The organism is Variovorax sp. PBL-H6 (genome assembly GCF_901827155.1).
In the GTDB taxonomy this organism is placed as follows: domain Bacteria; phylum Pseudomonadota; class Gammaproteobacteria; order Burkholderiales; family Burkholderiaceae_C; genus Variovorax.
Window position 1 is genome coordinate 450,226 of sequence record NZ_LR594660.1, and the last position, 13,723, is coordinate 463,948.

The 13,723-nt window shown below is 63.8% G+C and carries 11 protein-coding genes; 4 read left to right on the forward strand and 7 right to left on the reverse strand.

Going from position 1 to position 13,723, the window contains the following annotated elements; all coding sequences use genetic code 11:
- Positions 1–220 precede the first annotated feature (220 nt).
- Positions 221–643, forward strand: coding sequence for a hypothetical protein (locus G3W89_RS30605; protein WP_162577734.1), 423 nt, complete (start codon positions 221–223; stop codon positions 641–643).
- A 589-nt stretch (positions 644–1,232) separates the two neighbouring features.
- Here G3W89_RS30605 and G3W89_RS30610 read toward each other — a convergent pair.
- Together G3W89_RS30610 and G3W89_RS30615 are read right to left on the reverse strand one after the other, a co-directional pair.
- Positions 1,233–2,483 carry an Ig-like domain-containing protein gene (locus tag G3W89_RS30610; protein ID WP_162577735.1) on the reverse strand — a complete coding sequence of 417 codons (1,251 nt, stop codon included), beginning with the start codon at positions 2,481–2,483 and terminating at the stop codon, positions 1,233–1,235.
- A 403-nt stretch (positions 2,484–2,886) separates the two neighbouring features.
- Positions 2,887–5,559 (reverse strand): DUF2726 domain-containing protein, encoded by a 2,673-nt coding sequence (locus tag G3W89_RS30615; protein ID WP_162570847.1) that lies wholly within the window; start codon positions 5,557–5,559, stop codon positions 2,887–2,889.
- Between the two features lie 107 nt (positions 5,560–5,666).
- Between G3W89_RS30615 and G3W89_RS30620 the strand changes: the two genes are divergently transcribed.
- Complete coding sequence (locus G3W89_RS30620) at positions 5,667–6,308, forward strand: hypothetical protein (protein ID WP_162570846.1); 642 nt, start codon at positions 5,667–5,669, stop codon at positions 6,306–6,308.
- A 678-nt stretch (positions 6,309–6,986) separates the two neighbouring features.
- Here G3W89_RS30620 and G3W89_RS30625 read toward each other — a convergent pair.
- From G3W89_RS30625 to G3W89_RS30640, 4 genes are all read right to left on the reverse strand, one after another.
- Complete coding sequence (locus tag G3W89_RS30625; protein ID WP_162570845.1) at positions 6,987–7,475, reverse strand: hypothetical protein; 489 nt, start codon at positions 7,473–7,475, stop codon at positions 6,987–6,989.
- Between the two features lie 41 nt (positions 7,476–7,516).
- The gene (locus tag G3W89_RS30630) at positions 7,517–7,843 is read right to left on the reverse strand and encodes a hypothetical protein (protein WP_162570844.1); all 327 of its coding nucleotides are present in this window, start codon (positions 7,841–7,843) and stop codon (positions 7,517–7,519) included.
- Positions 7,840–8,262: a hypothetical protein gene (locus tag G3W89_RS30635; RefSeq protein WP_162570843.1), complete on the reverse strand. Its 423-nt coding sequence runs from the start codon at positions 8,260–8,262 to the stop codon at positions 7,840–7,842. The genes G3W89_RS30630 and G3W89_RS30635 overlap by 4 nt, the downstream gene beginning before the upstream one ends.
- Positions 8,263–8,363: 101 nt before the next feature.
- Positions 8,364–9,455 (reverse strand): hypothetical protein, encoded by a 1,092-nt coding sequence (locus G3W89_RS30640; RefSeq protein WP_162570842.1) that lies wholly within the window; start codon positions 9,453–9,455, stop codon positions 8,364–8,366.
- Positions 9,456–9,817: 362 nt separating this feature from the next.
- Between G3W89_RS30640 and G3W89_RS30645 the strand changes: the two genes are divergently transcribed.
- Together G3W89_RS30645 and G3W89_RS30650 are read left to right on the forward strand one after the other, a co-directional pair.
- Positions 9,818–10,120: a hypothetical protein gene (locus G3W89_RS30645; protein ID WP_162570841.1), complete on the forward strand. Its 303-nt coding sequence runs from the start codon at positions 9,818–9,820 to the stop codon at positions 10,118–10,120.
- A 238-nt stretch (positions 10,121–10,358) separates the two neighbouring features.
- Positions 10,359–10,778, forward strand: coding sequence for a helix-turn-helix transcriptional regulator (locus G3W89_RS30650; RefSeq protein ID WP_232076903.1), 420 nt, complete (start codon positions 10,359–10,361; stop codon positions 10,776–10,778).
- Positions 10,779–10,793: 15 nt separating this feature from the next.
- Here the strand turns inward: G3W89_RS30650 and G3W89_RS30655 are convergent, their stop codons facing one another.
- Positions 10,794–13,337 carry an isoleucine--tRNA ligase gene (locus G3W89_RS30655; protein WP_162570839.1) on the reverse strand — a complete coding sequence of 848 codons (2,544 nt, stop codon included), beginning with the start codon at positions 13,335–13,337 and terminating at the stop codon, positions 10,794–10,796.
- Between the last annotated feature and the right edge of the window lie 386 nt (positions 13,338–13,723).

Sequence of the window (13,723 nt, forward strand, 5' to 3'; positions counted from 1 at the left end):
CCCAGCCAGCTAAGGCTCCTTCGGCCCCAGTCACTTCCGAGCCCTGCGTCAACGTCGACCCGGGTGTCTTTGGTGTTTTAGGGCGCGGGGGAGCCAAGCGCTACACACGAGAGGACCACTACATCAAAGGCCATCCATGCCAAAGCAAACCCAATCTACCCTCTCCAAGGTCAAATCCCTCGTGGAAAAATATGTCACGGGGCGCCATCCGGACCTGGCCGTGGTCGAAGCCGACTTCGAGCACCGCTTCCATCCCAAGGCGGTGATGTTCTACAGCGACGACCCGAACCCTGATTTCCAGGGGTTCACCAAGAAGCCCGTCTTCGAGACGAACCTCTTGTTCGGCGAAATGGACGATGACCGCAAGTATCGAATCGAGCGCCGGGACGGCCTGACGTTCTACACGCGCTACGAGACTGGTAGCGGTATGGGGGTTTGCAACGTCTCAGGCCAAGCGCTTGAATGCAAGGAGGGCTCGCCCGCAGAGCGTGCGTTCCTGGAGCTTGCCCTGGCGGATGCGGTCAACGCCGCAGCAGAGCCCCTGCAATGCATCCTGAGCGATGCGCGCGAGGCCGGCCTGGCACTCAGCCCAAGAGCGTCGAAAGCGTTGCGAGCCAGCATTTTTCCGCCTGCCACCAAGTAGGACAGCCTGGCGCAACGTTCGCGCGCCTCCTCAGGAACATTGGTTCTCCAGGGCGCCCCCTACACCTCCTTCCAGCCGCCCACCCGGGCGGCTTTTTCTTGGTCGTGTGCGGCGCGCTGCCGATAGAGACATCGCGGTCCTATACCTTCGCATGCTCCCCTACCAAGACCCTGACCACCCCGGAAATTCCGCAGAACACCACACGGGCAAGCTCTGCCTGTGGCGCTGCGGCCGGCCCGCCGGCACGGCGTGGGGCCCGCTCCTCTGCTTTCACTGCAATGTGCAGCGCATGGACAAGTTGAACGACCGGTTCAAGCTGCTCGAGGAGCATATGGAGCGCATCGCCGCCGGCCCATGACCACGCACCGTCGCTGAAATTGCCGACTGACGGCATCGCGCCGCGGCGCGACTGGGCCTATGATGTTCTCGCGCGCTCGGTATAGCCGGGCGTTTGCGTCACCTTCGGGTGTGCCAATGACCAGGACGAGAGCATCTAGCACCATGCATATCGACTGCAGGCAGCAAGCGGCGCTTCGGCGTCGCTTGTCTTTGGGCTACCGTCCGCCCATGACCAGGCCTTGAGCCCTTATCAGTTGGTTGGACTGACCCTCAACATGAAGAGCTGCTCCGCCACTCGCCCTGCCGGGCTGCGCTTCGCCACGAAAACGGAGAAGTTCGTCGCAGTCACGAAGCTCGAGGGGCGAACGAAGGCCACCTGAATCGCGCAGCTTTGCCCAGGCTCGAGGGCAGCCCCACAGGTGCCGAGGCCCACGCTCGTCCCGTTGGTGATGCCCGAGACGCGCACGCCGGCGACCGACACCGCTTCATGCGAGGAAGCGGGATTCGTCAACGTCGAGTTGAAGGTGAAGACGTCCGGGTCGCCGGACGTGCGCGACGGTGCCTGGAAGAGCAGGGTCATGAGCCCGTCGGTCTGCGGAGAGGTGAGTGAGATGTTGGTGTAGACCGTGTATGTCAGGGGAGCCGCGTCGAGGACCTGGCCATCGAACTTCAGTTGAAGCGTGCCGGAGTAGGTGCCTCGCTGGGCAGTGCTGAACTTGTACGTCGCCATGCAGTTGCTGTAGGCCGGAATCATCGCGGCGCAGCCACTGCTGATGTCAGGCATCGGACCTTGGCCGTCCCAGCCAAAGTCGGCGCGCGGCATTGGAACGCTCGCGGTGTTGCTCGCAAACACGTTCACGTTGAAAGTTGAGCCGGCGGCGTTGTCTCCCTCGGCCGTGGTCGGCAATGGCGGAGCGAAATAGACCCCGGGCCGTCGGTTGACGGTGACATTGATGGACTTGCCGGGGTCGGAGGCCGACCCCTTTGCGGTCACCACGGCAATGCCCGGGCTGCCCCCTGCCGTCAAGATGGAGGTCGCTTCGCCGTAGCCGGCGGTCCGGCTCGTTGCGGCGCTGAGCGTTCCACTCGTGCTCTCCCATTGCACGGTTGCTCCGTCGCTCACGCCATTCCCGTGCGGGTCGGCAACCAGCGCGCGCAGAGTGGTCTGGCCGCCCGCGGATATCGTGGAGGGCGCTGCGAAGACGTAGAGCACGGTGGCGCGCCCGTAGTCGGGCCGGGCCGCCACCTCGAGAGACGTTGACGCTGCGCTGCTTGGCGTCGTTCCAGTCACGCGAATCGTTTGGGCCAACGTGGGGGCTTCAAGGGTGACGCGGGCCTTTCCTCCGGCCGTATAGGTGGTCGGCGCGGACAGGAAGCCCACGTCTGCGGCCCATCGGACCTCCACACCGTCGGGGGCCTTCGCTCCCTCGGCATCGACGACGTCGGCCACCAGCTCGACAGTGCTTCCGACCGTAAGGGCGCCGGATGCTTGGAGATTCACCAATCTCGCGCTTGCCGCCTTGAACGCGGAGTCGCTCGGCGTCTCGGACCGCGGACCGCCGACCGGAGGCGCTCCCAAAACAGTAAGCCCCGTGGCAGGCACCTTGAAGACAAGGGTTGGTGCGGCGGTTGCGGCGCCGGCGAAGCCCAGCACTGTTGCAAGGACGAGGGCGGCGCCAGAGCGCCGCATGGTAAAGGCGTTCATCGAGAAGCGAAAAGGAGAGCGCATGGAAGCGCATTGAGACGGGCTTTTCGCGTATAGCCAACGACCGTTTAAATCCGGCCGGCCATGAGGCCAAGAACGTGAGCCCGTCGCGGGGCTGGCCGCCCGCCTGGCGTCGAACCGGCCTAGTCGGGCGTAGCGCTCACCAAGCCTTGACCAGTTGACTCGCGGCGCGACTCGTTCAAGGAACGAGTTTTCCGCCGGACAGGTCTTCGAGGAGCATGCGGGCCTGCGCGTAGCCTGGAATCTCCGGCCGCAGGGTGCGGACCAGTTCGTCGAGGTGCTCCGCCACCTGGCCGCGCACGACCTGCTCGGAGGGGCTACCGACCGGGCGCAGGCGCAGGAACGGGACCCCGGCTGTTGCGAACAACCGGTCCTTCTTCCCGTCGTTCTTCTGCTGGCGCTCCGTGTCGTGATAGATGCTGTCGACCTCAATGGCGAGCATCGGCATATAGGTTGTCGAATTGACCACAAGCAGGTCCACGCTTGCCAACAGGTAGTAGTTGAAGTCCTCGGGTGTCACGAGTTCCTTCACCAACTCGTACTTCATGAAGCTCTGCAACGCGCAGTTCGGGAACACCAGGTGGTTCGGGCACAGCTGTGTCATGATTTGATAGATGCGGAACTCGAGCCCGCTGTTGAAGACCTGCTTGACGGTGCTCGTCCCCTGCGCGCGGATGATTCGGCCAACAAGCTTGTGCTGGTCCTCCTGCTCGACGAGCGGAGCGATGTGCGGGTTGATTCGATACTTGCCGGCACTCTCGAAAATCATGCCGGTATCGACGAGCTTTTCGTAGTGGAACCGAACCCACTTCACCTCCATGTGGGCGTAGTCGGCGAGCTCGTCCATGCTGCTGTAGGTTTGAATTTGGGCGAGGACGCCCAGGAGCTTTCGGGCGGGAGCTCCGATGGAGGGCCAACGATTGACCGCGGTCTTCTCGTACTGGGCCTCCTTCTTCAGTGCGGCGAGCCGGGCCTTTGCCAGCTTCAGAAGCTCGCCACGCGCCTCAGCGAGGCGTTCAGGCAATGCGGCCTCGGTAAGGCGCGTCACGGCAGCCGCGGCCGCAGCTTCGCTCTTTTCCTTGTCAAGCAATATCCGCAGGTTGCCGAGCGTGGACTTTTCGAAAGGTGCCTTCCGCTCATCCGCCAGTACCGAGAGGTAGCTCTCCAAGGACAGGCTGGACGAGCCTGCCAGCTGCTCGAGATATCCAAGTCGGAAGCCACCCTCCCCTTTCTCAAGGTCATCTCGGAACTGCCGCGCGAGAGCGAGCACGCCAGCATGCTCTTGGGTCTCGAAGCCATTGCACAGAGCCGCAAAGGCGGGGCCCCCGACCTGCAGCCAGACCTCCCATATGGGTTCGGCCATGTCCGCGACCGCGAGCTTCCCAAGTAGCGCCCGCACCTCGGCTCGCTCCTCCGCGCTCAACTGGATACCCTCCAAGTCAGCCCAGACGTGGGTGGTCGGCGGCAACTGCCCCCGCTTCAGCCAGCCGTGCAGTGCTCGGAGCATCAACAACAGGCGTTGCGCTGGCAGGGGATGGACATGCGCCGCCTGGAATGCGAAGAGCGGCACCTTGTCCCCCAGCCATGCGAAGCTGGAATCATCCCCAGGCAGTTCCCTGTCTATTACCGCGTATTGCGCGAGGGCCGTCCAAATCACAGCTGCCAAAGCCAGTTCGTCACGCCATTGAAAGCGAATGCGCTCGGCCTCGTCCATGAGCCGGGCAAGGCTTTCACTAAGGCTGGGCGCGAGGAACGAGTTCCAGCCCACGGGCAACACCTCTACGCTGCCCTTGTGCTGCACGGTGAGGGCCTGGCCGAACATGCCATCCTCCTGGTCCGCCACGCTCGCAAGGAGCGCCATGCCTTCAAAGAAGAGGTTTTCCTGGTCGCTGCCATTAGCAGTCAAGCTCGTCACGACCTTGCGCAGCCCATCACACCGCGGCCCCAGGCCTTCGGGGTACCGGCTGAAAACGGAATCCAAATGCTTGACCGGAGTGTTTTGGAACTCCCACAGAAGGGCCCAGATTTGAGGGGTGAGCGCGTCCCGAGCCGACCTGGACGCACCTTCCTCATACGGAGCAGTCGCGGGGGTCTCCAGCTTCCCTGCCCACGCGAGAGCGGTTTCAGCCTCCCACGGTTGAGCGACGCGCATGTCCAGGTCGGCTCGCAGAGCGGTGACAAGCAACCGACCGTAGTCGTCCAGCTCGGAGGTCCAGGCGCGCTCGAGTGCTTCGCGCAGGATGAGGTCGACCTCTCCGGCCGCGTTCGCGCGGACCTCCACCTCCTGCGTCCAGGTTTCGTCGTGCTCCTGGTAGTCATCCCGAAGCATGATGCGGAGCACCCGCCCGCGGAGGTTCTCGAGAAGGTCGAGGCGGCTTGGCTGTGCGCGGCATGCGGTGGTCAGCCATCGCATACCCTCCAAGGCGTCCTTGAGGTCGTAGCCAAGCGTCCGCAGGTACACGTCGAATTCGGGTCGAACTGCAAAGTCCGGGTCGTGCTCGCTCAGGCGAGCCAGCGCCGCCGTCAGCCGGGGCTTGTCCGATTGCCTGACACGGTCGTAGGCGTCCAGAGATTCGTCACCGGCAAGCCCGCGAACCTCCTGCAAGGCCAGCCACGCCTGAAGATTGCTGTCCGGCTCTGCGTCGATTTCCGCCGGGGGCAACGTACCCAGCGCAAGCAACGTGTCGAAGTCCTGTGCAGCGCGAGCCTGTTCCGCGCGCGCCTGGAGCTCCGAAAAGGGCCGCCGTCCTGGGGATGGATGCTCGGCAGCGGCTGCGGCCGCGGCCGTTGGCGCAGACGCGGGCGGCTGCGCGCGGGGGTTACGAGACTTGCGCGATTTCGACTTTGCCATTGGAGCGTCTTCTTTTTAGAACTGCGGCGAGGGATTTATTTTAGGGGGACCCACTCCCAAACGCCGCGGCACTCGCTATAGGAGCCAGGAAAACCTACGGAGCAACAATGAGAAATTCCCCAGAAGCACCTTCGTTCCACCTGCAGGACAGCCGCGGCAACGTTGGCGACAACCTGATGTGGTGGGCCATCGGTGGCGGCTACACCTCGGATTTGTCTAAGGCTGAACCCTTCTCCGAGTTCGACGCATTCAAGCAGCACGCGTCACGCGAGTCCGACATCCCATGGCCGACCGGTTACCTGCGCGACCACGCCCGCCCGGTTGTGGACATGCAATACCTGCCGCGTCACGAGGAAATCCCCTTCGAGGCGATGAAAGCAAGCGGCCTCTTCTACGTGCAGGACGCCAACCGTCGCTACATCGGAAACGATATTTGTTTTCGCACGCGTGACGGTAGCTCGGCGACCAACTTGGGCCTGGCAGGCCTGTTCCGTGCAGACGAGCTGGACGGCATCCCCGGCATTGCGTGGCCCCGAACTCTGGTCGAAGCCCAGCGTCGCCCAGCGGTGGATGCAGGTGCGGTTGACCACAAGACGGCACTCAGCGACCCGTGGCTTCGAGCGCTGTTGGTCAAGCCCGAGCGGCAGGCGCCTGAGCGCTATCGATGCCACGGCTGCGGCGTCTTCATGACCGTCGGAAACTACTACGGTAGCGCGTGCCAGCGTTGCGGTAAGGACAACCGCCCCTAACCTCCTTCAGTGCCCTGACCACTCTCGGTCGGGGCTTTTTCCGTCATTCAGGGGAAATCGGCACCTGGCTGGAGTGCGCAGAAAAAAGACGCCCACGGCGCGCAGTAGCGCACGGTGGGCGGGAATGACGGTTACTGAAGCTCGATACCGGAAGGCAGGCTGTGGAGCGGTTTTCCAATCAGGGCGGCGACGGCAAGGATTTCCCCCAGAGAGGCCGCTTGCAATTTCTCTGACCGGCCCTGCTTGCAGTACGCATCGACGGACAGGGTTCGCCAATCGGGGTGGGGCTGGTCGCTGCACAACTGCCAGTTTTGATGGGGGCTCGCTCGGCGATACACGTCAACTCCCGTCGAGCGGTGTAGGCCAGCGCCAAAGTACGCCTGTGCCACTAGTTTGACTTCCGACCCATCGCGCCTGGGCATGACCCTAGTGACCTTCGTGACCAAATCTTCCATATTTCCTCCTGTTCGGCCCGCACACTGAGGTGAGCTGGCACGGTTGAACGATTGATAGCGCGTATAGCCATGAAGCGGGTCTGTGCCGACAGCAAGCGCGTGCCGGCGTTGCGAGACGGACAGCCGGCGCTAAGCCCGGCCATCAGAGGCCTGACCTGATTTGGCCGAGCACTACGAGCTTACGGCTCGATGCCGCGATGCATTGCTTGCGCCGGAAGCCAGGCTACTCAGTGTCGTGCACGTCGCAGAGCGTCCTAATCCATCCGGAATTGCGAAGTTCGCCCGGCGCGCCGCAAACCTCGCAGGTGCGTGCGCTCATCGCCTCGGCAAATGCGATGTAGGCGTACTGCTCGTCGCTGGCGCCGGAGACGTAGAAGCGCAGGGTGCCGAACTTTTCCTTCACCTGGACCGCGACAGGGACGCGGTCGGCCGCGGCGGACATGGCCAGGCGTGCACGTTCGACGTCGACCGCGCTCACTCGCTCTGCTCCCTTGTAGGGCACCGTTCCCTCGATACTCCGCTTGTGCTCATACTCGCGCACGGCAGCCCGATGGTCCGCCTCCAGGAGGCTGCCGAGAGCGTCAAGGAGCGAGTACCAGCCATCTCCCACCTCGAAGCCGAAGCACATCAGCGTGCGGCTCGGGTCACCGCGTCGGTCCTTGAAGACAAGGGGGTACTTCTCACAAAGGGCTTGGTCGAATTCGGGTTTCATGGTGCTGGCGGGTCAGGGGCTGAGAAAGGGGAATGCACCGTCTAGGTCTCAGCACTTATCCCCCGCTGCCACCTTACTGGGAGGTTGAGCTTCCCGAGCACGTCCAGGAACGTTGCCGGCGGCACAGCCCGGACGTTCGGGCGTCGGTTGAGGTGCTCGAACACCGCCGCTGCCCGCAACTGCTTGCAGTCCGGGCCGCCTCGGTATCGCAAAGGGTCGACCTTGAAAGCCGCCCAGTCACTCGCGCCGGCCAGGATGGCGATGCAGTCGAGTTCCTGCAGTCGCCCGAACGGGAACCCCTGGTCGTCCAGCAGCTCGCCGAACTCGATGGCGAGTTTCTTGAGCGCTAGGCGGACCTCCGAAGTCATCTAGGCGAAACGCGTTCTTTCGTCTGGTCGACGCTAGCCCGCCTGATGGCGTGAAGAAAAATGGCGGACAGGGTCATGAAGGCAGCGGCGCCCACGGCGGCACGGAGCGCGGGGCTGAGGAACATGCCTGCCGCGTAGACGAGACCACGCAGCAGGTCCCACTTGAACGCGATGGCCAAGGCTGCGGCAAGGATGCCACTGGGGGACATGAGCCAGACTGCCAAAGCACAAGCAAGAACCAGTGCCAGAAGTGCCAGGATTCGCAGCCGCGGCGCTGCGGTCGACAGAAGGATGCGCACGAGGCGCCAGGGCGCGAGCGCCACATTAAGGCCTACGTCCGCCAAGTCGCTCAGCCGCGTATGGACTGCGGCGCGCGCGACGCTCGTCGATGTGGGGTCCGGAGGGTGGGCATGCGGCATGGCAGCCGATGCTAGCAGCGGACCGCCACGGCGAACCAAGAAAAAAGCGGCCCACCAAGGTGAGCCGCAGGAATGATGTGCGCTATCGCACGACCAGCCGGTTATGGTTTCTTGGGAGGGAGGCCCTCTTGTTCAATCTGGATAAACGCAGCGTCGCTCTGGTCACCTTGCACAGCGCGCACGAACAGGCCGCGAACGTCGTCGGGGTTGACCTTGCTGAGGTCTGGTGCACACCGGTACATGAGCGCAGCCACTCTGTCACAGAACTTCACCCGCTCAGCCTGGGTGGCGCTGACTAGGCATGCGGACAAGCACGATTCGGTGTCTGCCACCGACCGGTCTGCCGTGAGGACCCTCAGGTCTGCCCACAACAGCTCGTCGTCGCAGCCGCCAAGGCTGGTGAGCTCCACGGCATAGGGGCCGTAGACGGCGCCGCCGAGCTTCGGGTCCTCCGAGGTGCCCTGTGGCTCGTCCACCCGGTAGACCACGTCTTCGCTCTTGTCGGGACAGTAGTGGTCGGCCAATCCGCGGTAGTTGCCGTCGTCAACCTCGAAGTGTGCCTTGCCGTCAGCTGCAAACTGCCGGGCGGCCTCGATGGCGTCCTCCGGGGTATCGCCTCGCGCCAGCACGATAGCGGTCATGCTCGTGTCGACTGACACCGGAACCCGGTACAAGAAGCCAGTTCCCGGAATCTCCGTCTGCGAATGCGGCGCCTGGTCGGGCGCGCTGCAGACAGTGGGGGTCCTTTGGTGCACGAGTACTTGCCAGTCCGTCTCGCCGATGCTGGCAGCCACTGCATGCAAAAGCTTGCTGTGAGCAACCTTGGCGTCCATTTTGGTCAGCTGCCGGCCGATGCGCCGCGACAGCGTTCTCACGCGCTCGCTGGGCTCCTCACACTCGAGCACGGCCGCCGGACCGGAGTCGCAGACGTCGAACCACTTCGATTGCGCGAGCTCTTGGAACGTGACGGCGCTGACCTCGAGCACCTCTTCCACGCGAACGTTGCGGCCGCGGTCCTCCTTGAAGGAGAAAGAGCCGTCGGCGCTTACGGTGAACGGCCCCCACCCGTAGGTACAAGCGCGACGAGAGAAGAGCTCCGCGGCTTCGTGCCGGTCCATTGCGCTGGCGCAGCAGTTGACTGCGTGGCTGTCATTGGCGTCAGTGACGCGGAGGCGTCCGATAAAAAACTGCATGGTTGTCCTTTTGACCTGGAAGGTCGCTTGTCTTGTCGCCAGTGCCTGCCTTGCTGAGCGCAACCTTCCGGTGAATCGGATGGATGGGCACAGTGCCTTGAAAACATTGCTTTTCCATACCCCGAAGGGCGCAGGCGGATGGGCAATGGAACCCGTACCGCCTATAGCGACTCCTGCGGTCTCGCAGGCTTAAGACCTCCGGCCATTTGTTCAACGGGCTGGGCAAAAGGGGCGGAATTGTCCAGAAAGCTGGACATCTGCTCGCCGAACGCAGTCAGGCGACGCGGCGCTTTTAGGCCAACGCCCCTGGCGGCAGCGGACGCGGTGGCTACAGGTAAAAGGACAACTCTCAAGGACCCTGTATGCGGAAACTCCAATCGCCTCCCGCGGCCGGTCAGCGCCTCACTGCCTGGCTTGCCGTACCCGGCGCTCATCACTGTTCGATGCGCTGCATCGAAGGAACCGACATCAACGAGGTCGCGAACCGCGTGGCATTCATCGAAAAGACGCCGCGTGTGCGCAATGCGCCCTTCACCGACCTGCACACCGACTACCGCAACTGGCATCCGGGCTCCAAAGGCGACGACGGCTGGGACGCAGAATCCCAGGCTTGGTGCGATGGCTTGCTGCTGAACCTGGGCTACGTGCTTCCGCCCTCGGCTTGAACCGGACGTTGGTCACATGTTCTGCCGCCGCGCCGCCCAGGCCTACTCGGGCAATTAAGCGCATCCCCCTTCTTCAGCCGCCCCTCCCGGGCGGCTTTTTTCGTGCGGAGCCGACGCTTGCGGCCTGCGCCATGGCAAGAGTTCCTTCAGATTTCGGCGTACGACCTGGAAATCTCTCCGCCGCTCAAGAAAATGTCCAGAAGGGCCCTCCGGCCCTGGCCCGAGTAGTTTAGAATAGGTGTACCAAAGTACAGGTATTCTTTCCCTGATGACAATCATTGCACCTTCAAGATTAAGGGAACTGCGTATCGCCGCAGGCCTGACGCAGACTGCGCTCGGCAAGGAGTTAGGCGTCGGCAAGGCCCGGGTGTCTCAGATGGAGCGAGCGGGGGAAGGGCTCGACAGGCTTTCCACGCTCGAGAAGCTCGCCAGTATTCTGGGCGTGACCATTGAGGACCTCAGGCAGCCCGAAGGAGCGCCGAGCAAGGTGGGGCACCGCAGACAGGCTCCTGAAGCGTCTGCTGCTGGCACCCCATTGTCCTCGCTGTCTCCGTTGCAACAAGCCGCGGTACAGGCGCTGGTCGCGGCCTGCGCAAGCAGGCAGCTCTCGGACCGCCGCCTGGTCGAACTGCTTGGCGAATGGCACGGCCTGGCCTGAGGCCGGGTGCTCCGTTCAGGCCGCAGCGGCCCCCAGCGCCGCTGCCGTGCCCTCCACGTCATCACAGCGTGCACACAGGTCCAGAAACAGCCCCGTGCGACTGTGCCTGCGACACCGGGGACACAGCCCGCGTTCGGAGCTGACTACGCGTACGCCGTACCCATTTCCGCGGCCGAGCCGCACCTCGGCACAGCCGAAGAAGTCGACCATCTCCGCCTCGCTGACCAGGAGTGCCGCAGGGGTGTCGGGCACGACCACCGCCAGCTCAAGCGAGCTTGCCGACTTCAGGCCATCCTGCCGGTGCGCGTCGACGTACTGGTTGACCTCGCGCTTGAGCGCTTTCAGCTGGTCGTAGGTGGCCAGAAGCTCGTCCGGGGTGTCGACAGAGGGAAGCGCCAGGTCTCCCAGCGTCAGCAGGAGCACAGATGCCTCCTCACGACGCAGCGCATCACGAACCGACTGGAAGACCTCTTCTGCGGTGAACGGCAAAACGGGGGCCAGCAGGCGCAGAAGGGTGTTGAGCACGCAGGCCAGGACGTACTGGACCTCGCGCCGGCGCTCCGAGCCTGCAGCTTCGCAGTAAAGCGCATCCTTGACAGCAGTGAAGTAGTCGCTGGAGACCGCATCCGCATACTTCAAGAGCAGCGCGGTCGCCGCTGCGAAGTCGTACAAGCCGGCGGCCTCCTGCACGCCGGTCACCAGCTCCCGGAGCTCGAGGACCTGCAGGCGGTTCTGCGAGTGGGTGAGTTCCGCCAGCGCGAAGTCGAAATCGAAGTCGACCAGGTTTTGCAAGCAGAACCGGAGTGTGTTGCGCACCTTGCGGTAGCGCTCCACCGTCTGGTCCAGCGATTTTGGCGACAGCTTGAGCTCCTTGGTGAAATCCTGCTGTAGGGCCCAGAGGCGTAGCACGTCGGGGCTGTAACGCTTGAAGAGCTCGTCCAGCGGCAGGTAGTTCTTGCTGGATTTCGAGTACTTGCGGCCATGCTCGTCGACCACCATGCCGTGGGTGAGCAAGGCCTTGTACGGCGCCGGGCCGCCGGCGGCCACCGCTGTCAACAACGAAGATTGAAACCAGCCTCGGTGCTGGTCAGTACCTTCCAGGTAGACGTCCGCTGTCCGCCCGAAGCGCTTCTTCATGACGAGCTCATGCGTGGCGCCGCTGTCGAACCACACATCGAGGGTACGACGTGGACCTGCAGAATGCCATGCCTCGACGCCCTCCCCTGCAACTCGGGCCGCCAGGGCGCGGTCCTCGGGGTCGGAGGCGTCGACCAGGGGTGTCCCCCAAAGCCTGGAGCGGGAGAGGCACCAGGACGTGCGCGAGCGCAGCATGCTGCTGAGCCGCTCCCGCGACCCCTCCGGCACGAAATGAACGTGCTGCAGCGCATCGAGCGCGCGGGGACCGACGTCCGCTAACTCCATGAAGAACTCGGACGACGCGCGGAAGAAGACGGGGCGCTTGTGACGCCAGCAATGCGGGTACTCGTGCTGAACGTTCTCGTGCGAGAAAACGAGCGGTGCGACGCGCTCAAGCACGTGGGCCGTGCCTTCCCGCAGGCTCATCCCGGCCATCTCGCCGTGGAGGAAGCGGCCGCGCTCGTCGACGTAGTGCTCGACCGCCAGGCCGTGTGCCTCTCCCACCCGGAAGTCGTCCATTCCGAACGCCGGCGCCAGGTGCACCAGGCCGGTGCCGCTGCTCGTCACGTAGTCCGCAGGCAGCAAGGGAACCAGTTCTCCGGTGTAGGGGCTGTAGGCGCGGCGGCCAGCCAGGTCGAACGTAGGCGTATCAGCGGCGTCTTCCGGAGCCCGGGCTCGCACCAGGGTGCGCGCGCCGTCCGCCACCGCCACGTAGTCGAGCGCCGGGCTGTAGGCAACGCCTTTGTTGGCAGGCAGGGTGTAGGGCGTCGTGGTCCAGACCTGCAAGAACGTGTTCTCCAGCCCCTCGACGGGGAACAGCACGACCAGGCTGTCGGAAGCCCGCTCCTTGTACTCCACCTCTGCTTCAGCCAGGGGCGACGCGCAGTCGGGGCACCAGTGCACCGGCCGCAGCCGCTTGGCGACGTTGGGGAGCTCGCTGAAGAGGCGCGCTGCGCCGGCCTCGAACTCCGGGTCGAGCGTGCGATACGGCTGCTCCCAGTCGGCAGCGACCCCGAAGGTGCGGAACTCCGCGGTCTGGTTGGCGACCTGGCCTTCCGCGTAGGCTCGGCAGGCCTCGACGAAGGCTCGGGGGTCGTCCTTTGAGACGCCAAGCTTCTCGACCTCGAGCTCCACGGGCAGGCCGTGGCAGTCGAAGCCAGGAACGAAGGGCGCGAAGTAGCCGTCCAGGCGCTTGAACTTGACGAGCGCGTCCTTGAGGGTCTTGTTCACAAAGTGGCCGAGGTGCAAGCCGCCGTTGGCGTACGGAGGTCCGTCGTGCAGCAGGAAGAGCGGTTTGCCAACAGGATTGCGATGCAAGGCGTCCACGGTCGCCGGCGCGCCCCAGAGGGCGAGGTAGGGTGCTTTGTCCGCATGCAGTTGCGGGAGTTCGAACGAGGACTTGAAGAGATTGAGGTGGTACATGATTCGGGTCCAGAAAAGCAAAAAGGCAGCGAGGGTGAGTCGCTGCCTTGGGAGGTCGAGGTCGAAGGTGGGGCTAATCGCCCAACGTAATTCGCCCCCGGTGCTCTGCGGCAGCGGAGGTGCGAATAATCGAGAAGGACCAGTGCTTGGACACGATGTGCTTGATTGAGTGTGACGCCTTGTATAGGCACTCACATTTTAAACGAACTGCATCTATTCTTTCACGTTTTAGGGCCATTGGCCAAGAATAGCTGCACGGAGCAACCGCCAGCGGGCAACCGGTCTGCGCGGGGCCCGTAGTTTCCATACCACCGCTCGCCATCCAAGGAAGCGAAGTGCGCAATGCTGCACACAAACCACTCCCTCGAGCCGGCGGTACGGGAACT